Annotated in this window: 20 protein-coding genes, 1 tRNA gene and 1 pseudogene; 15 read left to right on the plus strand and 7 right to left on the minus strand. The window is 73.9% G+C overall.

What is annotated here, in order from left to right:
- Positions 1-83 precede the first annotated feature (83 nt).
- The 5 genes from corA (at position 84) to ACZ462_RS26640 (ending at position 7,799) form a co-directional block, all read left to right on the plus strand.
- Positions 84-1,166 (plus strand): magnesium/cobalt transporter CorA, encoded by a 1,083-nt coding sequence (gene corA / locus ACZ462_RS26620; protein WP_467808601.1) that lies wholly within the window; start codon positions 84-86, stop codon positions 1,164-1,166.
- A 373-nt stretch (positions 1,167-1,539) separates the two neighbouring features.
- A complete protein-coding gene (locus tag ACZ462_RS26625) occupies positions 1,540-1,893 on the plus strand; it encodes a DUF805 domain-containing protein (protein WP_403331104.1) in 354 nt (117 codons plus the stop codon).
- Between the two features lie 214 nt (positions 1,894-2,107).
- On the plus strand, positions 2,108-4,327 hold the full coding sequence (locus ACZ462_RS26630) for an NADP-dependent isocitrate dehydrogenase (RefSeq protein ID WP_467808585.1): 2,220 nt from the start codon (positions 2,108-2,110) through the stop codon (positions 4,325-4,327).
- A 384-nt stretch (positions 4,328-4,711) separates the two neighbouring features.
- Positions 4,712-6,460, plus strand: a complete 1,749-nt coding sequence (locus tag ACZ462_RS26635; protein ID WP_467808584.1) for a glycoside hydrolase family 71 protein — start codon at positions 4,712-4,714, stop codon at positions 6,458-6,460.
- 121 nt (positions 6,461-6,581) lie between these two features.
- The gene (locus tag ACZ462_RS26640; protein ID WP_467808582.1) at positions 6,582-7,799 is read left to right on the plus strand and encodes an aminotransferase class V-fold PLP-dependent enzyme; all 1,218 of its coding nucleotides are present in this window, start codon (positions 6,582-6,584) and stop codon (positions 7,797-7,799) included.
- On the opposite strand, the gene cobF is transcribed toward ACZ462_RS26640, so the two are convergent.
- A complete protein-coding gene (cobF, locus tag ACZ462_RS26645) occupies positions 7,786-8,538 on the minus strand; it encodes a precorrin-6A synthase (deacetylating) (RefSeq protein WP_467808581.1) in 753 nt (250 codons plus the stop codon). The two genes, ACZ462_RS26640 and cobF, sit on opposite strands and share 14 nt — an antisense overlap.
- An 18-nt stretch (positions 8,539-8,556) precedes the next feature.
- Between cobF and ACZ462_RS26650 the strand changes: the two genes are divergently transcribed.
- From ACZ462_RS26650 to ACZ462_RS26660, 3 genes are all read left to right on the plus strand, one after another.
- On the plus strand, positions 8,557-9,312 hold the full coding sequence (locus ACZ462_RS26650) for a (Fe-S)-binding protein (protein ID WP_467808580.1): 756 nt from the start codon (positions 8,557-8,559) through the stop codon (positions 9,310-9,312).
- Positions 9,313-9,395: 83 nt separating this feature from the next.
- Entirely contained in the window at positions 9,396-10,877 is a 1,482-nt protein-coding gene (locus ACZ462_RS26655) for a lactate utilization protein B (RefSeq protein ID WP_467808600.1), read from the plus strand.
- A gap of 42 nt (positions 10,878-10,919) precedes the next feature.
- The gene (locus ACZ462_RS26660) at positions 10,920-11,573 is read left to right on the plus strand and encodes a LutC/YkgG family protein (protein WP_467808579.1); all 654 of its coding nucleotides are present in this window, start codon (positions 10,920-10,922) and stop codon (positions 11,571-11,573) included.
- Positions 11,574-11,664: 91 nt separating this feature from the next.
- On the opposite strand, the gene ACZ462_RS26665 is transcribed toward ACZ462_RS26660, so the two are convergent.
- The gene (locus tag ACZ462_RS26665; protein ID WP_467808578.1) at positions 11,665-12,165 is read right to left on the minus strand and encodes a DUF309 domain-containing protein; all 501 of its coding nucleotides are present in this window, start codon (positions 12,163-12,165) and stop codon (positions 11,665-11,667) included.
- A gap of 205 nt (positions 12,166-12,370) precedes the next feature.
- Between ACZ462_RS26665 and ACZ462_RS26670 the strand changes: the two genes are divergently transcribed.
- Positions 12,371-12,444, plus strand: a tRNA-Pro gene (locus ACZ462_RS26670).
- Between the two features lie 144 nt (positions 12,445-12,588).
- Here the strand turns inward: ACZ462_RS26670 and ACZ462_RS26675 are convergent.
- Positions 12,589-13,071, minus strand: coding sequence for a GbsR/MarR family transcriptional regulator (locus tag ACZ462_RS26675; protein WP_467808577.1), 483 nt, complete (start codon positions 13,069-13,071; stop codon positions 12,589-12,591).
- 95 nt (positions 13,072-13,166) lie between these two features.
- Between ACZ462_RS26675 and ACZ462_RS26680 the strand changes: the two genes are divergently transcribed.
- From ACZ462_RS26680 to ACZ462_RS26690, 3 genes are all read left to right on the plus strand, one after another.
- Positions 13,167-14,099, plus strand: a complete 933-nt coding sequence (locus tag ACZ462_RS26680) for an ABC transporter ATP-binding protein (protein ID WP_467808576.1) — start codon at positions 13,167-13,169, stop codon at positions 14,097-14,099.
- A gap of 47 nt (positions 14,100-14,146) precedes the next feature.
- Entirely contained in the window at positions 14,147-14,917 is a 771-nt protein-coding gene (locus ACZ462_RS26685; RefSeq protein ID WP_467808575.1) for an ABC transporter permease, read from the plus strand.
- Positions 14,918-15,042: 125 nt separating this feature from the next.
- The gene (locus tag ACZ462_RS26690) at positions 15,043-15,498 is read left to right on the plus strand and encodes an SRPBCC family protein (protein ID WP_467808574.1); all 456 of its coding nucleotides are present in this window, start codon (positions 15,043-15,045) and stop codon (positions 15,496-15,498) included.
- 131 nt (positions 15,499-15,629) lie between these two features.
- On the opposite strand, the pseudogene ACZ462_RS26695 reads toward ACZ462_RS26690, so the two are convergent.
- Positions 15,630-16,391, minus strand: a pseudogene (locus ACZ462_RS26695) (collagenase); the annotation flags it as partial.
- Positions 16,392-16,772: 381 nt separating this feature from the next.
- On the opposite strand from ACZ462_RS26695, the gene ACZ462_RS26700 reads away from it, so the two are divergent.
- From ACZ462_RS26700 to ACZ462_RS26710, 3 genes are all read left to right on the plus strand, one after another.
- On the plus strand, positions 16,773-17,618 hold the full coding sequence (locus ACZ462_RS26700; protein ID WP_467808573.1) for a DUF72 domain-containing protein: 846 nt from the start codon (positions 16,773-16,775) through the stop codon (positions 17,616-17,618).
- Positions 17,619-17,878: 260 nt separating this feature from the next.
- Positions 17,879-19,171, plus strand: coding sequence for a phosphatase PAP2 family protein (locus ACZ462_RS26705; RefSeq protein ID WP_467808571.1), 1,293 nt, complete (start codon positions 17,879-17,881; stop codon positions 19,169-19,171).
- 422 nt (positions 19,172-19,593) lie between these two features.
- Positions 19,594-20,715 (plus strand): ABC transporter substrate-binding protein, encoded by a 1,122-nt coding sequence (locus ACZ462_RS26710; protein WP_467808599.1) that lies wholly within the window; start codon positions 19,594-19,596, stop codon positions 20,713-20,715.
- A gap of 34 nt (positions 20,716-20,749) precedes the next feature.
- On the opposite strand, the gene ACZ462_RS26715 is transcribed toward ACZ462_RS26710, so the two are convergent.
- From ACZ462_RS26715 to ACZ462_RS26725, 3 genes are all read right to left on the minus strand, one after another.
- Entirely contained in the window at positions 20,750-21,595 is an 846-nt protein-coding gene (locus tag ACZ462_RS26715; protein ID WP_467808570.1) for a dioxygenase family protein, read from the minus strand.
- Positions 21,596-21,705: 110 nt separating this feature from the next.
- A complete protein-coding gene (locus ACZ462_RS26720; RefSeq protein ID WP_467808568.1) occupies positions 21,706-22,623 on the minus strand; it encodes a helix-turn-helix transcriptional regulator in 918 nt (305 codons plus the stop codon).
- Positions 22,624-22,727: 104 nt separating this feature from the next.
- On the minus strand, positions 22,728-23,357 hold the full coding sequence (locus tag ACZ462_RS26725; RefSeq protein WP_467808567.1) for a hypothetical protein: 630 nt from the start codon (positions 23,355-23,357) through the stop codon (positions 22,728-22,730).
- Positions 23,358-23,422: the final 65 nt, after the last annotated feature.

Genomic DNA, 23,422 nt, shown 5'->3' on the forward strand with positions numbered 1-23,422 from the left:
GATGCGCCCCGCCGCGGCGGGGCAGGAGCGCGGGCGGTGGCAGACTGGCCGCCGAACCGCCGAAGGGGAGTGCACCGTTGTCCATGTTCAGCAACCTGCGCCGGGTCGTGCGCCGCGGCTACCGGCGGGCCGTGGACCTGAGCCACCCCGCCCGCTCCCCGCTCGGCAGCGCCGTCGTCAACTGCATCGTCTACCGCGAAGGGGTGCGGCAGGAGGGCTGCGCCGACGCCGAGGAGGCACTGCGCCGGGTCCGCAAGACCGGCGGGGGCTTCGTGTGGATCGGCCTGCACGAGCCGTCGCAGGAGGAGCTCGCCGGGCTGGCCGACCTGTTCGGGCTGCACCCCCTGGCGGTGGAGGACGCCGTCCACGCCCACCAGCGGCCCAAGGTGGAGCGGTACGACGACATGCTGTTCGCCGTCCTGAAGACCGTCCGGTACGTGGAGCACGAGGAACTCGCCGCGGACAGCGGGATGGTGGAGACCGGCGAGCTGATGGTGTTCGCCGGCGAGGACTTCGTCCTCACCATCCGGCACGGCGGCCGCGGCACGCTCGGACCGGTCCGCGAGACGCTGGAGGCGGACCCCGAGCAGCTGGCCCTGGGGCCCGCGGCCGTGCTGCACGCGATCGCCGACCACGTCGTCGACGACTACGTCGCCGTCACGGACGCGGTGCAGAACGACATAGACGCCGTGGAGACCGCCGTGTTCAGCGGCGACGGCGGCCGCGGCGACGCCGGCCGCATCTACCAGCTCAAGCGCGAACTGCTGGAGCTGCGCCGGGCGGTGGCCCCGCTGGCCCGCCCGCTGGAGCAGCTGGCCACGCAGCCGATGCAGCCGGTGCCGCAGGAGGCGCGCGCCTACTTCCGGGACGTCGCCGACCACCTGACCCGCGCGACCGACCAGATCAACGCGTACGACGCGCTGCTCGACTCGATCCTCCAGGCCCATCTGGCGCAGGTCACCGTCGCGCAGAACGAGGATATGCGGAAGATCACGGCGTGGGCGGCGATCGTGGCCGTCCCCACCATGGTCTGCGGCGTCTACGGCATGAACTTCGAGCACATGCCGGAGCTGCGCTGGACGTACGGGTACCCGCTCGTGCTCGGCGTGATGGCCGTGGCCTGCTTCCTGATCCACCGCGGCTTCCGCCGCAACGGCTGGCTCTGATCCCCTCCGCTCCGGCCCCTCCGCCAGGGCACGCCCGTGTCGCGGCGGGATAACGATGTGGGCACCGCGGACGCCCTGCCGGGCGTTCCTTCCGCGGACACGCTGGGTGGTGCGCAGGTCCGTGCGAACACCACAAAAGGGATCTCACGCCCCTTCAAGTGCCCCCCGCCGCCTGGATTTCGTCACCGGTTGTGACGTCTCGCGATCAGTGGGTTCCAAGTGGCGGCGGGGGAGGGTGTGTTTGGTTGCCGCAGTCGACAAAGCCCCCGCACAGCCCGGTCGGCAACTCGCTTGACCGCGATGTAAGCGGGGCATAAGTTCGCCCCGGCTTGCTCCAGAAGGACGGGCCGACGATCCGTCCTCAGGGGGGACCATGCACTACTACACCGACGTCCTGAAGAAGTACGCCGTCTTCTCCGGCCGCGCCCGCCGGCAGGAGTTCTGGATGTTCGTCCTGTTCAACATCCCGGTGGCCCTCGTCCTCATGGTCGTGGACTTCGCGCTGTCGACGTACCCGCTCTTCACCGGCCTCTACCTGGCCGCCACGTTCGTGCCGAACCTGGCGGTCACGGTCCGCCGCCTGCACGACACCGGCAAGTCCGGCTGGTGGTACTTCATCAGCTTCGTCCCGTTCATCGGCGGCATCTGGCTGCTGGTCCTCATGGCCAGCGAGGGCGACGCCAACCCGAACCAGTACGGCCCGAGCCCGAAGGCCGTCCAGGCCTGATCCGGCCCGTACGCGCCGCAGCGCACGAGAGAGCGCCGTCCCCGGCGGGAAACCGCCCGGGGGCGGCGCTCCCGCGTTCCCCCGGTTTCACCCGGGTGACGTGCGTCTCGTCGCTCTTCCGGCAGGGGGCTGTCCGGGAGGGCCCCATCACGAGATATCTTGATGTCGAGCAATCTTGCAGACGTGAGACGCAGACTGTGGAGCGGAGCATCCGGTGACTGACTCGACCATCATCTACACGCACACTGACGAGGCCCCGGCCCTCGCGACGTATTCCTTCCTGCCTGTGGTCCAGGCCTACGCGTCGACGGCCGGTGTGAATGTCGAGACCCGTGACATCTCCCTGGCCGGTCGCATCATCGCCTCCTTCCCCGAGTACCTGGAGGAGGGCCAGCGCATCGCCGACGCCCTCGCCGAGCTCGGCGAGCTGGCGAAGACGCCGGAAGCGAACATCATCAAGCTGCCCAACATCTCGGCCTCGATCCCGCAGCTGAAGGCCGCGGTCGCCGAGCTCCAGGCCCAGGGCTACGCGCTCCCGGACTACCCGGACGACCCGAAGACCGACGAGGAGCGCGAGATCCGCTCCCGCTACGACAAGGTCAAGGGCAGCGCCGTCAACCCGGTCCTGCGCGAGGGCAACTCCGACCGCCGCGCCCCCGGCTCGGTCAAGAACTACGCCAAGGCCCACCCGCACCGCATGGGTGCCTGGACCGCCGAGTCGAAGACGAACGTCGCCACCATGGGCGAGAACGACTTCCGCTCCACCGAGAAGTCCGCGGTGATCGCCGAGGACGGCTCCCTGCGCATCGAGCACGTCGCCGCCGACGGCGCCGTCACCGTCCTGCGCGAGTCCGTACCCGTCCTGGCCGGCGAGGTCGTCGACGCCTCCGTCATGCGCGCCGCCGCCCTGCGCACCTTCCTCTCCGAGCAGGTGGCCCGCGCCAAGGCCGAGGGCGTGCTGTTCTCCGTCCACCTCAAGGCCACGATGATGAAGGTCTCCGACCCGATCGTCTTCGGCCACGTCGTGCGCGCCTTCTTCCCGCAGACCTTCGCCACGTACGGCGAGGCCCTCACCGCGGCCGGCCTGTCCCCGAACGACGGCCTCGGCGCCATCCTGAACGGCCTGGACGCCCTCCCGAACGGCGCCGAGATCAAGGCCTCCTTCGACGCCGAGCTCGCCGAGGGCCCGGCCCTGGCCATGGTCGACTCCGACAAGGGCATCACCAACCTGCACGTCCCGTCCGACGTCATCGTCGACGCCTCGATGCCGGCCATGATCCGCACCTCCGGCCACATGTGGGGCCCCGACGGCAAGGAGGCCGACACCCTCGCCGTCCTGCCGGACAGCAGCTACTCGGGCGTCTACCAGGCCGTCATCGAGGACTGCAGGGCCCACGGCGCCTTCGACCCGGCCACGATGGGCTCCGTCCCGAACGTCGGCCTCATGGCGCAGAAGGCCGAGGAGTACGGCTCCCACGACAAGACCTTCGAGATCGCCGCGGCCGGCACCGTCCGCCTCGTCGACGCCGCGGGCACCACCGTGCTGGAGCAGGAGGTGTCCGAGGGCGACATCTTCCGCGCCTGCCAGACCAAGGACGCCCCGATCCAGGACTGGGTCAAGCTCGCCGTCACCCGCGCCCGCGCCACCGGCGCCCCGGCCGTCTTCTGGCTCGACGAGGACCGCGCCCACGACGCCCAGCTGATCACCAAGGTCAAGACGTACCTCGCCGACCACGACACCGAGGGCCTCACCATCGAGATCCTCTCCCCGGTCAAGGCGACCGCGTACTCCCTGGAGCGCATCCGCCGCGGTGAGGACACCATCTCGGTGACCGGCAACGTGCTGCGCGACTACCTGACCGACCTGTTCCCGATCCTGGAGCTGGGCACCAGCGCCAAGATGCTGTCGGTCGTCCCGCTGATGGCGGGCGGCGGCCTCTTCGAGACGGGCGCCGGCGGCTCCGCCCCGAAGCACGTCCAGCAGCTCGTCAAGGAGAACTACCTCCGCTGGGACTCGCTCGGCGAGTTCTTCGCGCTGGCCGCCTCCTTCGAGCACCTCGCCACCACCACGGGCAACGCCCGCGCCCAGGTGCTGGCCGACACCCTCGACCGCGCCACCGGCACCTTCCTCAACGAGGACAAGTCGCCGACCCGCCGCATCGGCGGCATCGACAACCGCGGCAGCCACTTCTACCTGGCCCTGTACTGGGCCCAGGAGCTGGCCGCGCAGAGCGACGACGCCGCCCTGGCGTCCGCGTTCGCCCCGCTCGCCAAGACGCTGACCGAGGCGGAGCAGACCATCGTGTCCGAGCTGAACGCGGTGCAGGGCTCCCCGGCCGACATCGGCGGCTACTACCAGCCCGACCCGGCCAAGGCCGCGGCCGTCATGCGGCCGTCCGCCACCTTCAACCAGGCCCTCGCGACCCTGGCCTGAAGCACCGGCGCCCCCGCGGGGGCGTAGAGGGACAGGGGCCCGCCCCCGGCCGGCAGCCGCCGACCGGGGGCGGACCCGTATGCGGGCGGCGGCCGCCAGAGCCGGGGGGCACGCTCCCTGCTGGGCCAAAGGGCGTTTCGAGCCGCGCAGGGGCGATTGCGGAAGAGGCGCCGGCGGACCGCCGGAGCACCGGCCGGGGGCGCTCCCGCCGGGGGCGGGGCGCGCGAGCGCACACCCCGGCGCACCCGTCGCGCACCCCGGCGAGCGGCGTATCCGGGCTGGGCCTCCCGCTGTACGCGCACCGGCGAACGGTTGTCCGGAAGCCGGAATTCGGCTCTACTGCTCTCCAGCCGATCGCAGGCATATTCCAGGAGGGGCGACACGATGAGAGCGGACCGGACCACGGCCCGGCACGCGGAGCGGCAGGACGGCACCCCGGCCGGGCACCGCGCCGCGGACCGGCGGGCGCGGCGCGCCTCGCACCGGCGCCGGGCGGGCCTGCGCCGCCGCCCCCTGCCGGCCCTGCTCCTGTCCGGATGCCTCCTCGCCGGCCTTGTCGCCGCCGGCATCGCCTGGGAACCGTTCACGGCCGGCGCCGGCCAGTGGGCGGGCGCCCCCCGCATCGCAGAGCCCCGGCCGGGCACGCCCGGCGCGTCCGGATCCGGCCCCTCCGGAAAGGAGGCGCCCGCGCCCGGGAAGACCCGCAGCGGCAGCGGCAAGGGCGCCGACCCCGTACCGGACGCCGGCGACACCGTCGACAAGCGCCCCGCGGGCGCCCTGCCCTTCGACATGCCCGAGCCGACCGCCCTGCGCTCGGCGGCCGGCGCCGGCCGGAAGCTCGTGTTCGCCCACTACTTCACGCCCTACCCGCTCTCCCTCGACAACGTCCGCGCGGACAAGGACTACTACACCCGCAACTACCTCAACCCCGACGGCGAGAAGGGCAAGCACGAACGGTACGGCGGCCTCCTGCGCGACCGGCCCCTGCCCGTCGCGCCCAAGGCCGGCAACTGGGAACTCGCCAACCTCCAGCAGGAGGTGCGCACCGCCCGCACCGCCGGCCTCGACGGCTTCACCCTCGACATGCTCTCCCTCAGCGGCCCCAACTGGGAGCGCGCCAACCTGCTGATGGAGGCGGCCCGCTCCGTCGACCCCCACTTCAAGATCATGTTGATGCCGGACATGACCTCCCTGAAAACCGACGACCCGGCCGTCGTCGCCGGAGCCGTCGCCGCCCTCGCCAAGTCGCCGTCCGCGCACCGCCTCGGCGACGGACGGCTCGTCGTCTCCCCCTTCAAGGCCGAGGTCCGCGACCCCGCCTGGTGGACCCGCTTCATGGACGTCCTGAAGTCCCGGCACGGCATCCGCACCGCGCTCGTCCCGACGTTCCTCGACTTCGACTCCCACCACGCCCGCTTCGCGCCCATCAGCCACGGCTTCTCCGAATGGGGTTCGCGCAGCTACACCGGCCAGGAGGGCGCCGCGCGCGACGTCCGCCGCTCCCACGACATGGGCAAACTGTGGATGCAGCCCGTCTCCGTCCAGGACGCCCGCCCCAACCAGGGCGTCTTCGACGAGGCCGGCAACACCGCCACCCTGCGCGCCACCTGGACCAGCGCCATCGACGACGGCGCCGACTGGGTGCAGCTGACCACCTGGAACGACTACTCCGAGAACACCCAGTTCGCCCCGTCCGTCAACAACGGGCACGCCTACCTCGACCTGGCCTCCTACTACCTGACCCGGTTCAAGACCGGCAGCTGGCCGAAGATCGTCCGCGACACCCTGTACGTCACCGCCCGCACCCAGTTCGCGGCCGCCGACCCCACCGGCGACCAGTCGCTCGTGATGCGGCTGCGCCGCGGCAGCGCGGCCGCCCGCGACACGGTCGAGGTGCTCAGCTTCCTCAAGGCCCCCGCGACCGTCCGGACGAGGACCGGCTCGGCGAAGGCCTCCCACCAGGCCCCCGCAGGGGTCCACGCCACCCTGCTCCCGCTGCGCACCGGCACCAACTCGGCCGCCGTCGAACGCGGCGGGAAGACGGTCACCACGGCCGAGCTGCCGCGCCCGGTGCAGGGCAGGGTCGAGGTCCAGGACCTCCAGTACCACGCCGTCACCAGCGGGCGGAAGTAGCCCCCGGTCCGGCCCGGCGGCGGGACGGCACCGGCCACCCTGGCGGGATTGGCCCTTCCCGGAGGCCCGCCGCCCGCCGATGATCCTGCGGACGACCGCACCGTCCACCAGCGGAGGATCCGTGACCCGGCCGACGAGCCCCAGCAGCCCGACCAGCCCCAGCAGCCCCAGCAGCCCGACCGGCCCGACCGGCGCGGGCCACGGCAGTCCCGCCGTGTTCCCCGGCGGGCCCGCCCTGTTCCGCCTCGACCCGGCGGTCGCCCACCTCAACCACGGCTCGTTCGGCGCCGTCCCCCTCCCCGTGCAGGAGGCCCAGGCGGCGCTGCGCGACGAGGCCCACGCCGACCCCGACGCCTTCTTCACCGGCGCCCCCGACCGCATCGCCGCCGCCCGCGCCCGCATCGCCGCCCACCTGGGCGCCGACCCCGACGGCATCGCCTTCGTCTCGAACGCCACCGAGGGCGCCAACCTCGCCCTCGGCGCGATCCCCCTGGCCGACGGCGACGAAGTCCTCGTCACGAACCACGGCTACGGCACCGTCACCGCGGCCGCCGTCCGCCGCGCCACCGTCACCACCGCCGCCCTCGATCCGGACCTCCCCGACGAGGACGCCGTCCGCGACGCCGTCCTGGCGGCCGTGACGCCCCGTACGAAGGTCGCCCTCCTCGACCACATCAGCTCGCCCACCGCCCGGCCCCTCGCCACCCCGCGGCTCCTCGCCGAACTCGCCGACCGCGGCATCACCACCGTCGTCGACGGCGCCCACGCGCCCGGCATGCTCGCCGACCCGCTCGCCGTCGGCGCCGACTTCTACTTCGGGAACCTCCACAAGTGGGGCTACGCCCCCTCCGGTACCGCGGTCCTCGCCGTCGCCCCCGCGCACCGCGGCCGCGTCCGGGCGCTCGTCCCGTCCTGGGAGGACGCGCACGGCTTCCCGCGCTCCGTCGAGAACCGGGCCACCGCCGACTACACCGGCTGGCTCGCCGCGCCCGAGGGTTTGGACCTGCTGGCCCGCCTCGACGCCGCCAAGGTCCGTGCCCACAACAGCGCCCTCGCCGCGCACGGCGCGGCCCTGCTCGCCGAACTCCCGCAGCTCACCCCGCTGCCCTGGGGGGAGGGCGTCGCCATGCGCTCCCTGCGCCTGCCGCCCGGCCTCGCCGAGACGCCGGAGGCCGCCCGCGCGCTGCGCGAGCGGCTCGCCGCCGAGCACCGCATCCGGGTGCTGGTCTGGCCCTGGCCGGGCGGCGGCGGCATCCGCGTGTGCGGGCAGCTCTACAACCGCCCCGAGGAGTACGAGCGCCTCGCCGCCGTCCTGCCCGGCTTCCTCAGCCGCGCCTGAGCAGGTACGTGTCCATGATCCAGCCCTTGCGGGCGCGGGCCTCGGTGCGCAGCTCCTCGATCCGGCCCGCGACGTCCGCGAGCCGGCCCTGCACCAGGATCTCGTCCGGGGTGCCCACGTAGGCGCCCCAGTAGATGTACGCGTCCTGATCGAGGTGGGCGGTGAAGGCGTGCCGCGCGTCCAGCATCACCACCACGTCGTCCACATCCTGCGGCCACCCCTCGGCCAGGCGGCGCCCGGTCGTGATCTGGACCGGGCGGCCGACCCGGTTCAGCGTCGTGCGGTGCCGGGCGAGCAGCGAGGAGATACTGCTGACGCCCGGCACCACCTCGTACTCGAACGCCACCCGGCCGCGCTCCAGCACCTCGTCGAGGATCGCGAGGGTGGAGTCGTACAGCGACGGGTCGCCCCACACCAGGAACGCGCCCGTCTCGCCCTCGGCGAGGTCCTCCGCGACGAACCGCTCGAAGATCTCCGCCCGCGCGCTGCGCCAGCCGTCCACCGTCGGCGCGTACCGCTCCGGAGTGCGGTCACGGTCGGGGTCCCGGCCCTCCACCAGCCGGTGGCCCGGGCGGGCGTGCTCGTCGAGCATCGCACGCCGCAGCCCCGTCAGGTCCGCCTTCTCCTCGCCCTTCTCCAGGATGAGGAACGCGTCCGCCGCGCCGATCGCCCTGACCGCCTGGAGGGTCAGGTGTTCCGGGTCGCCCGCGCCTATGCCGATCACTGAGAACTTCTTCACGCCGCTATTCTGCCCGCCATGCGAGCCGCGCTGTTCGTCACCTGCGTCAACGACGCGCTCCACCCCCGCACCGGGGTGGCCGTCGTCCGCCTGCTGGAGCGGCTCGGGGTCGGGGTCGACTTCCCTGCCGCCCAGAGCTGCTGCGGGCAGCCGCAGTACAACACCGGCTACCGGCGGGAGGCCGAACCGCTGCTGCGCCGCACCGCCGAGGCCTTCGCCGGCCACCGCTACGTCGTCACCCCCTCCGGCTCCTGCGCCGCGATGCTCCGCGGCCACTACCCGCGCATCGGGCGGCTCGCCCGGCAGGAGGGCCGCGGGGGCCGGCTGGAGGCGTACGCGGAGGACCTGGCGCCGCGGGTGTACGAGCTGTCCGAGTTCCTCGTGGACGTGCTCGGGGTGACCGACGTCGGCGCGTACTACCCGCACACCGTCGCCTACCACCCCTCCTGCCACGGGCTGCGCGGGCTCGGCCTGGGGGAGCGGCCGCGACGGCTCCTCGCCGCCGTCAGGGGGCTGGAGCTGGTCGAACTCCCCGGCGCCGAAGAGTGCTGCGGCTTCGGCGGCACGTTCGCCGTGAAGAACCCCGACGTGTCCGCGGCGATGGGCGCCGACAAGGCCGCGGCAGCGGCCGCCGCCGGGGCCGAGGTGCTGTGCGGCGGCGACAACTCCTGCCTCACCCACCTCGACGGCATCCTGCGCCGCACCGGTTCGCCGGTGCGGTCCGTGCACCTGGCCGAGATCCTGGCCTCGACGGAGGAGGAACCCCTCGTATGACGACGGGCGAACCGGACGCAACGGGCGCGGCGAGGGCGTCGGCGAGGGCGTCGGCGGGGGCGCAGCCGGCGGCCTTCCTCGGCATGCCGCCCTTCCCCGAGGCCGCGCGCCGCGCCGTCCGCGACCCGGTCCTGCGCGCCAACCTGCGACACGCCACACACACCATCCGCGGCCGACGCGCCCGCGCCGTCGCCGAGCTCGCCGACTGGGGCCGGCTCCGCGCCGCCGGCAAGGCCGTCAAGGACCACACGCTGCGCCACCTCGACCGCTACCTCGTCCAGCTGGAGGCGTCCGTGACCGCCGCGGGCGGCACCGTCCACTGGGCGGTCGACGCGGCCGAGGCCTGCCGCATCGTCACCCGGCTGGTCCAGGCCACCGGTGAGCGCGAGGTCGTCAAGGTCAAGTCGATGGGCACCCAGGAGATCGGCCTGGGCGAAGCCCTGGCGGAGGCCGGGATCGCCGCGTACGAGACCGACCTCGCCGAACTCATCGTGCAGCTCGGCCGCGACCGCCCCTCCCACCTCCTCGTCCCGGCGATCCACCGCAACCGCGGCGAGATCCGGGACCTCTTCGCGCGGGAGATGGGCCGCTGGGGCCGCCCCGCCCCCGACGGCCTCGGCGACGACCCGCGGGAGCTCGCCGAGGCGGCCCGCCTCCACCTGCGGGAGAAGTTCCTGCGGGCCCGGGTCGCCGTGTCCGGGGCCAACTTCATGGTCGCGGAGACCGGCACCCTCGTCGTGTTCGAGTCCGAGGGGAACGGCCGGATGTGCCTGACCCTGCCCGAGACGCTGATCTCCGTCGTCGGCATCGAGAAGGTCGTGCCGACCTTCCGCGACCTGGAGGTCTTCCTCCAGACGCTGCCCCGCTCCTCCACCGCCGAGCGGATGAACCCGTACACGACGATGTGGACCGGCACGGCCGGCGGGGACGGCCCCTCCGCATTCCACCTCGTCCTCCTCGACAACGGCCGCACCGACACCCTCGCCGACCCGGTGGGCCGCCAGACGCTGCGCTGCATCCGCTGCTCCGCCTGCCTGAACGTCTGCCCCGTCTACGAGCGGGCCGGGGGCCACGCCTACGGCTCCGTCTACCCCGGCCCGATCGGCGCCGTCCTCAGCCCCCAGCTGCGCGGCACCGGCAATCCCGTCGACGCGTCACTGCCGTTTGCGTCCACGCTGTGCGGGGCCTGCGAGGAGGTGTGCCCCGTCGCCATCGACATCCCCGAGGTCCTCGTCCACCTGCGGGAACGCATCGTGCAGGGCGGCCCGGCGACCCGCGAGGGGGTCCGCGTACGGATCCGGCCCGCCCGCGGCCGCACCGCCGAGCGAGCCGCGCTGCGCGCCGCCCGGCTGCTGCTCGACCACCCCGGCGCGTGGCGGGCGGGCGAGCGGCTGCTGGCCCGCGCGCGGCGCCTGCGGCCGCGCCGGCTGCCCGGACCGGGCCGGGCGTGGACGGACAGCCGGGACCTGCCCGAACCGCCCGAACGGCCGTTCCGCGACTGGTGGGCGGACCGGGAACGACAGGACCGGACGCCGCAGCGGCAGCACCAGGCGGGCACACCGTGACGCGCGACGGGGACACGCCATGACGAGCGAGGGAGGCACACCATGACGAGCAGGGACGTCATCCTGGCCCGCATCCGGCGGGCCGCGGCCGCCGACCCCGCCGGGGCCGAACCGCCCGTTCCGCGGGACTACCTCCGCGTCCACGGCGAGCGCACACCCGCCGAAGCCGCCGAACTGCTCGCCGCGAACCTCGCCGAGTACCGCGCCCACGTCCACCGCACCGCCGCCGACGGCCTCCCCGCCCTCCTGGCCCGGCTCCTGGCCCGGCGCGGCGCCCGCACCGTCCTCGCCCCGGCCGGCCTGCCCCCGCACTGGCTCGCCGCCACGACCGCCACACCGGTGGCCGACCGCGCCGCCGCCACCCCGTACGAACTCGACGCCGTGGACAGCGTCGTCACCGGCTGCGCCCTGGCCATCGCCGAGACCGGGACGCTCGTCCTCGACGGCGGGCCCGCGCAGGGCCGGCGCCGCATCACCCTGATCCCGGACCACCACGTGTGCGTGGTCCGCGTCCCGGAGCAGGTCGTCGACTCGGTCCCGCAGGCCCTGGAACGCCTGGACCCGACCCGCCCGCTGACGTGGATCTCCGGCCCCTCCGCGACCAGCGACATCGAACTGACCCGCGTCGAGGGCGTCCACGGCCCCCGCACCCTGGACGTCATCCTCACGACGGCAACCCCCGCCGCACCCCCCTGACCGCCCGAACGAGCAGCACCCCAACGGCGGCCCCGAGCAGCCCCGGCCTCGGCCAGCCCCGGCTTCGGCACGGTCAGCACGCCGACCGCGGTCAGCACGCCGACGGCGGCGAGGCCCCGCCCAGCCGGGGCGACTCGGCCACGGGATCGACGGGCCCACCTTCCGCCTCCACCCGCCCGGCAAGCTCCCGAGCCCAACCAACCACCCCGGGCACGTCAATCCCGTACCAGCGCCCGCCCACGGGGCCGATCCTGCCCGGCCGGCCCGGCCTGCCCGGCCGGCCCGGCTGGCCCGGCCGGCCCGGCCCGCCCATCCCAGCCGGCCGGCCCATCCCAGCCGGCGCGGCCAGCGCATCGGCTCCGCGCCGCAGCAGCCGGGCCCCTCCGACCGCATTCCCGCGGGCCGCGTGGGTCAGCCCGACCGCCACCTGCGCGAGCGCCCGCCACAGCGGGGCAGCCTCCGGCGGCCCGGACTTCCAGGCGTCCTCGAACACCTCGTGAGCGTGGAACGGCATTCCCGCGTCCAGCAGGCGCTGCGCCTCCCGGACCGTCTCCTCCGGGGTGCGCACCACGCCCTCCGGCTGCCGTGCCACGCCCGAAGCCCCGTAGGGCAGCGGCCGCCCCAGCCCGTCCCGCGGACGCGCACTCCGCGCCCGCCCCTCGGCATCCCGATCCCGTCCCTCCACCCGGCCATCCTCCCCCGACCCGGATACCCGTGCATGCGCACCCCTCGACGTGGGGTAATCTTCTGCATGTGCCGCAGGGCAGAACCCCAGGTGGGAGCAGCCCTCAGCACAACGGGACGTGGCGCAGCTTGGTAGCGCACTTGACTGGGGGTCAAGGGGTCGCAGGTTCAAATCCTGTCGTCCCGACTTGCATCTATGCAGGTCGGAGGTCGTATCGGAAGTGTCCGATACGACCTTCAGGTCGTTTCGGGGGCCGGGTGGGTGGCGTTGCCGAGGTCGCCGCCGGGCGTGGGCTCCGGCGTCCGGTGGCGTGTCCGGGGTGTCGGTGCGTCAGTTGTGGGCCGCGTCGTACTGGTGCCGCCACTTGTCGATCAGGGCGGCCATCTCCCGCTGCATGAAGCCGTAGAAGTCCTGCATCTCGTCCAGCCGGCGCCCGGCGACGCTGTCCTTGCCTGCCACCTTGATGCCTTCGGCGGCGGCGGCCCCCATGCCGGCCAGCAGGGTGTTCTGGTTGCCCATCAGTGTGGCCCAGGCGTGCTCGCGGAAGCGGTAGTGGTCGCGGCGGCTGCCCGGGGCGGGGACGCGTTCGATCATGCCGGTGGGGATGAGTTGGTTGACGGCGCCCGACACCGCGCCCGAGCTGATCTTCAGGACCTCGCAGAGGTCGCTCGCCGTCATCGCCTCCTGCTGGCTGAAGAGGAGCGCGGTCATCACGCGTGCGGTGGTCTTCTGCATGCCGCTCTGGGACAGGGTCAGGGCCAGCTTCTCCGCCGACTCGCGGAGTCTCGCGTCCGTGTCTTCCGTGCCGTCCATGCCTGACCTCCTCTTTGGGGCAGATGTCTATCACACAGAGAGCTTTTGATTTTCAGAGTGTTCACAGATTTGTGAACGCACGCTATGTTCCCGGTATGGAGAACGCGATCGAGCTCCGCGAGCTCACCAAGGCGTACGGCACCCGTCGCGGTCTGACGGGCCTCACCCTGGACGTGGTGCAGGGCGAGGTGTTCGGCTTCCTCGGGCCCAACGGCGCGGGCAAGTCCACCACCATCCGGCTGCTCCTCGACCTCATCCGCCCCACCGCCGGCAGCGTCGCCGTTCTGGGGCTCGACCCGCGGGGCGACGGTGTGCGGCTGCGCCGCCGGGTCGGGTACCTGGCGGGCGACTTCGTGTGTGGCGGCCGCCAGAACGTCCGCGGCTACCTGCGCTTCCTGGCCGCTCTGCGCGGCGGTGTCCCGCAGGGGCGGATCGACGGCCTCGCCGACCGGCTGGGTCTCGACCAGTCGGCGAAGATCAGGAAGCTGTCGAAGGGCAACCGGCAGAAGGTCGGCCTCGTGCAGGCGTTCATGCACACGCCCGAGCTGCTGATCCTCGACGAGCCCAGCTCCGGACTGGACCCCCTCGTCCAGCAGGCCTTCCTCGACCTGGTGGCCGAGGCAGCCGCCGACGGCCGGACGGTCTTCATGTCCAGCCACATCATGAGCGAGGTCGAGGCCGTCGCCGACCGGGTCGGCATCATCCGCGACGGACGGCTGGTGGCCCTCGACACGGTGGCGGACCTCCGCGCGGGTGCGGTCCGCGACGTCGAGGTCACCTTCGGGACGAGTGTTCCGGTGACCGCCTTCGCGGAGCTGCCCGGTGCGAACCGGCTGCGCCTGGACGAGGCCGGTACGACGCTCAGCGGCCAGGTCGTCGGCAGCCCCGACGCGCTCGTCAAGGCGCTGGCCCACTACCCCGTCACCGGCCTGCGCGCCACCGAACCCGCGCTCGACGAACTCTTCCACTCGTACTACGCAGGCGCCGAGGCGGCACCGCGCAGCACCCCGCCGGCACGCATCGCCTGACCCGGTACTCGTACCACGCCACGCACCGGCACCGAAAGGACCACCTGATGAGCGCCGCCGTCTTCGCCAAAACCCTGTCGGACAGCCGTCGGAGCCTGATCGGCTGGGCTGTCGGCACAGCCCTCGTCGGCATGGTGTACGCGGGCACCTACCCCTCGCAGCGGGAGAACACCGAAAGCATCCCCGCGGCGCTCCGCGAAAGCCTCCACGTCGACGGGACCGCCGCGGGTTATCTGCAGGCCACCGTCTTCGGTGTGATCGTCCCCCTCCTCGCGATGGTCTACGGCGTCGCCACGGGCTCCCGGGCCGTCGCGAGCGACGAGGAGTCCGGGCAGCTCGACCTGCTGCTCGCCCACCCCGTCACCCGGACCCGGTTCGCCCTGCAGCGCTTCGGCGCCCTGGCGGCCGGTGCCTTCGCCATCGCGGCCCTCGTCTGGCTCGCGGTCCTGGCCGTGCGCGACAGTGCCGAACTGGCCGGCGTCACGCCGGTCGAGTTCCTTGCCCAGTGCCTGAACCTGGCGCTCCTGGCGATCACCTTCGGGGCGCTCGCGTTGGGGATCGGAGCCGCCGTGGGGCGCCGTACCGCGGCGCTGGTGGTCACTGCCGTCGCCGGGGTGCTCGCCTACACGGCGCACACCTTCGCCGCCCGGATCGGGGCCGCCTGGCTCGCCTACCTCTCCCCGTTCCACTACTACATCGGAGGCGAGCCGCTGAAGAACGGCTTCCAGTGGGGCGACGGTGCCGTACTGGCCGCCGCGTCGGCGGTCTTCGTCGCGGTGGGCGTGCTGCGCTTCAACCGCCGCGACCTCAACGGCTGACCCGCTCCGGCGCCCTGCGGCAGCCCGGAGGGATTCGGTGCCGGGGGCGGATTCCGGTTGCCCCCGACTCCGGGAGGTGGGTCCATGGAGGGAGGTGTCGGCGGGAAGGGGAGCGGGCGCAGCGCATGGGAATCGACGTCACCGCGGAGCGGGTGCTGCCGCTGCCGTGCGAGCAGGTCGCCGGGTACGCGATGGACTGGAGGCACGACGCCGAGTGGACGCAGGGCATCCGTTCGGCGGAGCTGACGCGTCCGGCCGACGGCGGTGGCTTCGGAGTCGGGGCCGAGGTGACGCGGACCGCGTACTTCCTGGGCCGGCGGATCGACTACGTGCTGCGCGTCGCCGCCCACGAGCCTCCGCGGCTGCTGGACATGGTGTCGGTCGCGGGCCCGATGCCGATGCACGTGACCTACACCTTCACCCCGACCGCGGCCGGCGGCACGCTGGCGCGGATCCGCGTACGGGGTGACGCGTCCGGCCTCTACGGGCCGGCGGCGCCGCTGATGGGGCGCAAGGTGCGGTCTTCGCTGGTCAAGGACCTGCGGGACCTGGAGCGGCGGCTGAGCGCGCCGCAGCACTGAACGCGGGGACGGTGCGAGGGCGGCGATGGCGCTCCCAGGGTCCCGGCCGGTCTTGCCGACCGGTCGGGACCCCCGTCGTCCAGGCGGTCTTCGGCGCCCGGGCGGGGGAGCGGGGCGGCGGCCGGTCAGGCTCCTGCCGCCACGGCAGTCAGCCAGGCGTTCCAGTCGTTCTCGTAGTCCAGGGAGGTGAGGAAGGCGCGTGCGGCGGTCCAGTTTCCGGTGCGGTAGTGGCCGAGCACGGTGGCGACGTCGTCCGGGTGCCTCTCGACCATGTAGCGGGCGGCGAGGTAGCCCCAGTTGTAGGTGCGGTTGACGTCGCTGTTGGCGTAGGTGGTGTCGAACAGCGTGCGCAGCGAGTACGTGTGCTTGCCGGCCTCGGCCAGGGCGTTGGTGTAGGGGACGCCGCGGTAGGAGTAGGAGACGTACTCCGCGATGCCTTCGCCCCACCACACGGTGGGGGTGCTCTGGCTGGCGTTGAAGTCGCCGTACAGGTCGAAGCGGCCGTCGAGGTAGTGCGTGTACTCGTGGTTGAGGTTCCATATCTGCCAGCCGGGGCTGACGTCGGTGCGCTCGTAGCAGATGAACCGCGGCTGGTTGCCCGGCTTGGAGGGGTCTCCCTCCAGGTACATGCCGCCGTTGTTGGTGTCGATGCCGTAGATCTTCCTCGCATACGCCTTGTAGTCGGCGCTGGAGTTGAAGACGTCGACTTCCAGGGTGGTGTTGTAGTCGTTGGCGACGGGGCCCGAGTCCTTGACGACGCTGTGGAAGTAGGCGTCCTGGTTGGCGAGGCTCGCGCAGGTGGCCGTGAGCTGGGCGGCGGTCATCTCCTGGGCGCGGATACGCAGTGTGGGGCTGCAGTTGTGGACGATCGGCAGGATGCGCGACTCCAGTCGGCCGCCGGTGGTCCCGGTGTCGCCGGGAGCGCCTTTGGCGGTGCCGTGGGCCGGACGCTGGGCCGGGTCGGCGAACGGGTGGCTCGGCTTGGGGTCGGCGTGGGGGGACGCCTGGGCGGGGGAGGCGGCGAAGGCTGCGATGAGCAGGGCGGTGGCGACGGCCATGGCGCGCAAAGGTCACTCCTGGGGAGGGGAGTCGGAATCCCGTCGACGACGGGGTGCGCTGTAAAATGGCACATGTCACATGGGTCGGCAAGAGTTTTGACAGGGACACATCGAACCCGTGTCGTCGTCGTTGCCCGCGGCGGCCGGGAAGCCGGACGGGACGAGGGCGGTGCCGCATTTCGCGGGCAGACGGGCCGTGACGAAAGGACGGCCGGCATGGGCGAGTTGCTAATCGGGACGTGTTCGTGGACGGACAAGGCGCTGGTGGCCGGCGGGTGGTACCCGCCCGGGCGGCGTGACGCGGAGGGGCGGCTGCGGCACTACGCCGAACGCTTCTCCGTCGTGGAGGTCGACGCCGGCTACTACGCCCTTCCGAGCGTCCGCAACAGCGAGCTGTGGAGCGAACGCACGCCGCCCGGCTTCCGGTTCGACATCAAGGCGTTCTCCCTCCTCACCGGCCACCCGACCCGCAGGGCCGCCCTGCCCGGCGACCTGCGCGACCGCGACCTCGGGGATCCGGAGCTGCTCGACGAGGTCTGGCACCGTTTCGGCGCGGCCCTGCGGCCCCTGCGCGAGTCCGGTCGGCTGGGCGCCGTACTGTTCCAGTTCCCGCCGTGGTTCCGGCCGGGCCCGCGGGCGGAGACCGTGCTCCACACCACCAGGAAACGGGCGTACGAGTGGCCGGCGGCCGTGGAGTTCCGGCATCCCGACTGGTGGCGGGAGGACCGGCGCGAGCGCACCGCCGCCCTGCTGCGGGACCTGGACGCCACCGCGGTGGTCGTCGACACGGCCCAGGGGCTGCCGACCTCGATGCCCGCCGTCACACCGGTCACGTCCTCGAAGCTCGCCGTGGTCCGCTTCCACGGGCGCAGCGCCGCCTGGGGGACCGGAAGCAAGGAGGACCGCTTCCGGCACGCCTACACGCGGGAGGAACTGGCCTCCTGGCTGCCGCGCCTGCGCCGACTGGCGGACCGCACCGAGCAGCTGCACGTCCTGTTCAACAACTGCTGCGGTGACGCCGCCGTACGTGCCGCCGAAACGCTGCGGAGCCTGCTGGCATGAGTCCGCCCGATGGGGCCGAAGGCGCCGGCCCCCGGCGAGGCCCGCAGCTCGGAGGCCGTCTTCTCACTTTTCCGCGGAGGCGGCCCCTCCCGTGTTCCGGGCCGCCGGGGCCGCCTCGCGGGCCGCTAGCATGTTCGGACTGTCCACGAGCACGTCGCAACATGAACATCGGCTGACAATTGATATCCACGGTTTCGCGAGCGTTTTCCCGCGCAGACGGCGCAATCCGATCCGCCGTACGGGGCCGGCCCCGGGCCCTGATGTGGGCCGTGGTGGGTGCGGCCGCCCTGGTGTTCCTCGTCGCGCTCGAGTTCGCGGCCCGCCGGTACGGCGAGGCCGGGCCGCTCACCGCCCAGGCCCGGGAAGTCGTCTTCGCCCCCCGCTCGGGGACGGTCCTGTACGCCGCGATGGCGCTGATGACGGTGGTGCTCGGCTGGCGGCAGCGGTTCGCCGCCTTCGGCGCCGCGATCGCCGTCGACCTCGTCCTCTGGGGCGTACGGGCGCAGCTCGGCGCCGAGCAGATGGCCGGAAGCGGCGCCCTGTGGGTGACCCTCGCCTTCGCCGTGATCGCCGTCACCCGCCGCACCGGCCGGGAGCGGACGCTGCTGCTGAAGGGCGTCGGGCTGGCCCTGCTGCTGGTGGCCGGCCGCAAGACCGGCTACACCTGGCTGCTGCTCACGTCGGAGACGCGGCCGATGGTCCTCGACCAGTACGTGGCCGCCGCCGACCACGCCCTCGGCAATCCGTCGTGGGTGGCGGGCCGGATCGTGGAGGCCACCGGCGCGGCAGGGGCCCACGTCCTCGACTGGGTGTACGTCCAGCTCGCGGTGGCCGCCGTCGCGGTCGCCCTGTACCAGCTCCGCAACGTCGCCGCCGAGCGCCGCTTCCCGCGCCACCACCTGGTGCGCAGCTTCCTCGTCATCGGGCTGCTCGGACCGGGCATCTACATGCTGTACCCGGTCGTCGGGCCGGTCTTCGTGTACGGCGCCGACGGCGGGCAGTGGGCCCTCGCCGACCTCTGGCCGAACACGCCGCCGCCGGTCGCCGTCCCGCAGCCGATGCCCTTCGACGGGTTCACCCCGCGCAACTGCATGCCCAGCCTGCACACCGCCTGGGCGACGGCCATCTTCATCCACTCCCGCAAGGCCCCGCGGGCCCTGCGCTACGCAGGAACGTTTTGGCTGATCGCGACCCTCGGCGCGACGCTCGGCTTCGGCTACCACTACGGCGCGGACATCATCGCCGGCGTGGTGTTCACCGTCACGATCGAGACGGCGCTGCGCGCCTACGACCGCGGCTGGGACCCGCAGGGCGTCCGGCTCGCCGTGTACGGCACCGCGGTGTTCGCCGCGCTGCTCGCCTCCTACCGCTTCCTGCCGGTGGAGATGGCCGGGCTGCCGTGGTTGTTCGGGCCGCTGCTCGTGCTGGCGACCGCCTCCGTGGTCTACGGGTACGTACGCACCACCCGGCGGTGGGAGCGGCAGGACGCGCCGGTGCGCCTCCCCGCGCCGCGCCGCGAGACGCAGCGGGAGCCGCAGCCCGAACCGGTCTGAGCCGCCTGGCCGCCGGGAGAGCCCGGCGGCCAGGCGGCTCAGGGCCCGTACGGGGCGCTCTCCGCGCTCTCCGGCCCGCCCGGAGGTGCGGACCGTCACCCGGCGGTTCACGGTCGCCGTACGCGTCGAAGGCGACGCGTACGGTGGCGCCGTCGAACGACACCCGGACACCGGACTCGTCGCGGGCCGGTGCCGGCTCGTCGAACGCATCTCTTCGGTCACGCGCACCGTCCGGGACCGGATTCCGGCCGGTCGTGCCGCGGTCTCCGAAGGTCCCCGGCCGGCCGCCCGTAATCCGGTTGCCCGCGGGCGGGGCGGCGGATCCAATGGCCGGCACGACCACCGGCGCGCCCGCCCTGCCGCCGGGCCGCACCGTCGCTGGGGAGACGCCGATGCACACGCCGCCGACGCACACGCCGCCGATGCACACGCCGCCGACGCACACGCCGCCGCCCGGAGCGCACCGCACTGACGGCGCGCCCGTCCGCATCGGCGCGCTCGTCCCGCTGACCCGGCCCGGCTGGACCGAGGCGGGCCGGCAGCTGCTCGCCGGACTGGAGTTGGGCGTCCGGGACGCGAACGCCGCCGGGGGCATCGCCGGCCGGCCTCTGGAGCTGCTGGTCCGGGACACGGCAGCCGACCCGCGGCGCGCCGCGGCGGCCGTGGACGAACTGGCCGACGCGGGCGTCGCGGCCCTGGTCGGCGAGTACCACAGTGTCGTGGCCCGGGCCGCCGCTGCCCGGGCCGACGCCGTCGGTGTGCCGTTCCTCTGCTCGTCCGCGGTGCTCGACGAGCTCACCGACGGGCCAGCGCAGCAGGTCGCCCGCCTGGCCCCGCCCCAGTCGCGGGGCTGGCGGACGTACGCGGACTTCCTCCTGGCGGCCGGACGGCGGCGGATCGCCGTGGCCGCCCAGCCGGGCGCCTACTGGTCCTCCGGGACGCGCATCCTGCGCGACCGCCTCGCCGCCGGCGGCGGCACCCTCCTCGCACTCGACGCGGACGCGCTCACCCCCGCGGCCCTGTGCGACGCGCTCGCCGCCGACGGCGCGACGGCCCTGCTCCTGCTGGCCGGCCACCCGGAGCCGGCGGTTCCGATCGTCCGGGCCGTCCGGGCCGACCGCCGCCTCGAAGGCGTGCTGATCGGCGCCCCGGCAGGGCAGCCGGAGTTCGCCGGATGGGCCGCGGCGCTCGGCCCGAACGGCGCCGGGATCCCGTTCCTGCGCTACCTGCCCGACCGGCTCGGCCCGCTCGGCGAACGCGTCGCCGGGGAGCTGCGGACCCGGCTGGGCGGGGCGCCGTCCTTCGTCGCCCTGGAGGGCTGGGACACCGTCGCCGTCCTCGCGGAGGCGCTGCGTACCGGCGGCAACGGCCGGGCGGCGGTCGCGGGGGCGTGGCCCCTTGTGTCGGCCGAGGGCACCCGGGGGCGGATCCGCTTCACCCGCGCCGCGGGCACCGGCGTGTGGCAGTGGGCGGGCGCACCGGTCCAGGTCGCAGACCGGGACCCGGCGCGGCCCGACCGGTTCCGCGTCCGTCACACCGCCTGAGGGCCGCGGGCCGGCCACGATCCGCGGCACGCACTCAGACCCGCCTCCACAGCGCCGGGGTGGCCGGCGGCTCCCAGCCGACGGCCGCCACGTGGGCCTGGAGGCACGAGTAGGCCGCGCCGCCGTAGGAGGCCCGGTCCCCGGCCCGGTAGGTGCGGCCGGGGGTCCAGGCGTCCGCGGGCGGCTGGGAGCCCGTGGGGGACGGGGAGGGGCCGCCGGCGTCGGCGTCGAGGACGAAGTCGAAGGTGCCCTCGCGGCCCGGCCCGCTCTGCCGGACGGTCATCAGCAGCCGCGCGTCGAAGAGGGAGTCCGTGGCGTTGCGCGGCTCGCCGGGGAAGTACAGCTGCGTCGTCAGCACGCGCCCGCCGGGGGCCTGGGCCTTGACGTGGATGTGCCGGGTGCGGCCCGGGTAGAGGCCGGGGACGATGGTGCGGAGCGTGAACGCGCCGCGCGCGTCGGTGAACTGGTGGCCGCGGAAGGCGTACCCCGTGTTGTCGTACGCGCCGTTCGTGTCGGCCTGCCAGAAGTCCAGCAGGGCGCCCGCCACCGGCCGGCAGCTCCGGCCGAAGACGAACCCGGACACCGTGAGCGGGACCCCCGGCGTCCCCGCCGAGACCAGCGAGGTCCGCTGCGGGGAGTTCGGCTTGAAATACGGGCCCTCGGTCTGCGGGATCGTCGGCGCGTCGCCGTCGTCGCAGGGCGGCGTGAGCTCCAGGTCGGCGCCCGGGGCGGCGCCGCGGTCCCTGGCCAGGGCCGCGCCGCCGCCGATCAGCAGCGGGGTGACGCCGGCCAGGGCGGCCGCCTTGAGCACCGATTTGCGGCTGAGGGCCCGGCGCTGGGCGTCCTGGGCGTCGTGGCCCGGGTCTTCGGGAGCGGGCATGCGTCGACTCCTTCCGGTGGTGGGGGTGGCGGGCCGGAACCGTGCCGCGGTGGGGCGCGGCAGCGCCGCGGGCGGCGGCCGCCCGCCGGTTCCGGCGCCGCGGTGCCAACCTAGGGGCCGGATTCGGGCGCCGCGATGGACGGGATCCGGGGATCGTGGTGTTTTCCTGCGAGCCCCGCACGGAACCCGCCGGGGGTCAGGCCCGTCTCGCGCCGGAAGAAGCGGCAGAAGTACGACGGGTCGGCGAAACCCGCCTGCTGTGCGACCTGGCGTACCGTCAGGTCGGTTCCCGCGAGCAGGCGTTTGGCCTCCAGGGTCTGCGCCCGGCGGATCAGCTCGCCGGGGGTCAGGCCCGTCGCCTGCTTCACCGCCGTGTGCAGGTGCCCCGTGGAGACGCCGAGTTCGCGGGCGCAGGCGGCCACCGTGAGCTGCGCCCCGCCCGGGCGGGCGGTGATCCGCCCGAACGCCTCGGCGAGGCCGTCCGCCCGGTCTGCGGGCGCCGGCGGCGGCGCGACCGCCTCGGCGGCGCGCGCGGCCTCCACGACCAGGATGTGCAGGTAGGAGCTCAGCACGCCGGCGTACCCGGGCCGCAGGGCCCGGTACTCCTCCTCCATCGCGTCGACCAGCCCGGCGATGCGCGGCGCGTGCGTCCCCAGGCCGACGGTGGGCCGTCCGGCCAGCCGGCGCAGCGCCCGCGCGTCTTCGGGGTGCCCGCCGAGGAAGTCCTCGTGGAAGAGGACGACCCGCCCCGCCAGCCCTTCGGCGCGCTCCCAGTGGTGCACCTGGCCGGGGGTGATCACACAGAGCAGGGGCGGGTCGAGGGGGCCGGGCACGAGGTCGAGGACGTGCCTGCCGGTTCCGCCGGTGACGTGGGCGATCTCGTGGAAGGTGTGCCGGTGGGGGAATCCGGCACGGGAGAGGGGGCCGATCGCGTCGAAGGAGCCGACAGCGAAGGGCAGAAGGTGCGGCTGGGGCACCTGGAGGCGGTGCAGGGGCAGTTCGGCGGCGCTTCGGCCGGTGGGCTTCATGGGTCCTCCCGCAACAGGCGTCACGGCAGTGTGCGCCACCCGCGCAGGATTGGTACAGACCACCGGGCCCCGGCTGGTCCGTCCTCCCGTGCCCCCGCCCCGCCTCAGCGGTGGTACACCGACGCCTCGGCGAACGGCCGGGCCGCCGACGCCGGGGAGGCGAGGACCGCGACCCAGGACCCGTCGGTGAACTCGATGTCCATGCGCCCCTTCTGCAGCGCCCCGCGCGGGTTGGCCCGCAGGGCGGAGACGGACTGCCGCGGCACCTCCCAGTACTCCCGCATCACCGGCGTGGACCGCCACAGCGGGGAGACGTCCGTCAGGGCGAACCAGCGCCGGTCCGTGACGGCGAGGATCCCGCCCACCGAGCCGCGGGCGTCGGCCCGGCTGATGAGGAAGCGGCCGGCGGCGCTCTCCCAGCCGCCTTCCATGCTCGGGCCGTGGAGCAGCCGCGAGCCCGCTGCGTCCACGGCGTCCGGCAGCCGGTCGGCGGCGTCCGCCGCGGCGGCGGGGCGAGAGTGGCGCGGATCGAGCGCCTTGGCGTGGACGAACTGGCGCAGGGGGCGCGGGATCCGTGCCTCTATGCGCCGGGAGAGCGCCGGGGGCTCCGGCGGCGCGAGGAGCGACTCGGGCGGGTACGGCACGCCCGGGCCGAGTTCGTAGGCGCAGGCGGCGACGAGCCGCTCGTCCTGCCGGAGGAAGTTCTGGGCCTGTTCGCGCGTCGCCTGGTTCAATGCGTGCGCTCCTGTTCCGTGCTGGTCCGTGAGGAGGCGAGCCGACGAGTGGCGGGGCTCTGCCG

Source organism: Streptomyces sp. NPDC031121 (genome assembly GCF_055570615.1).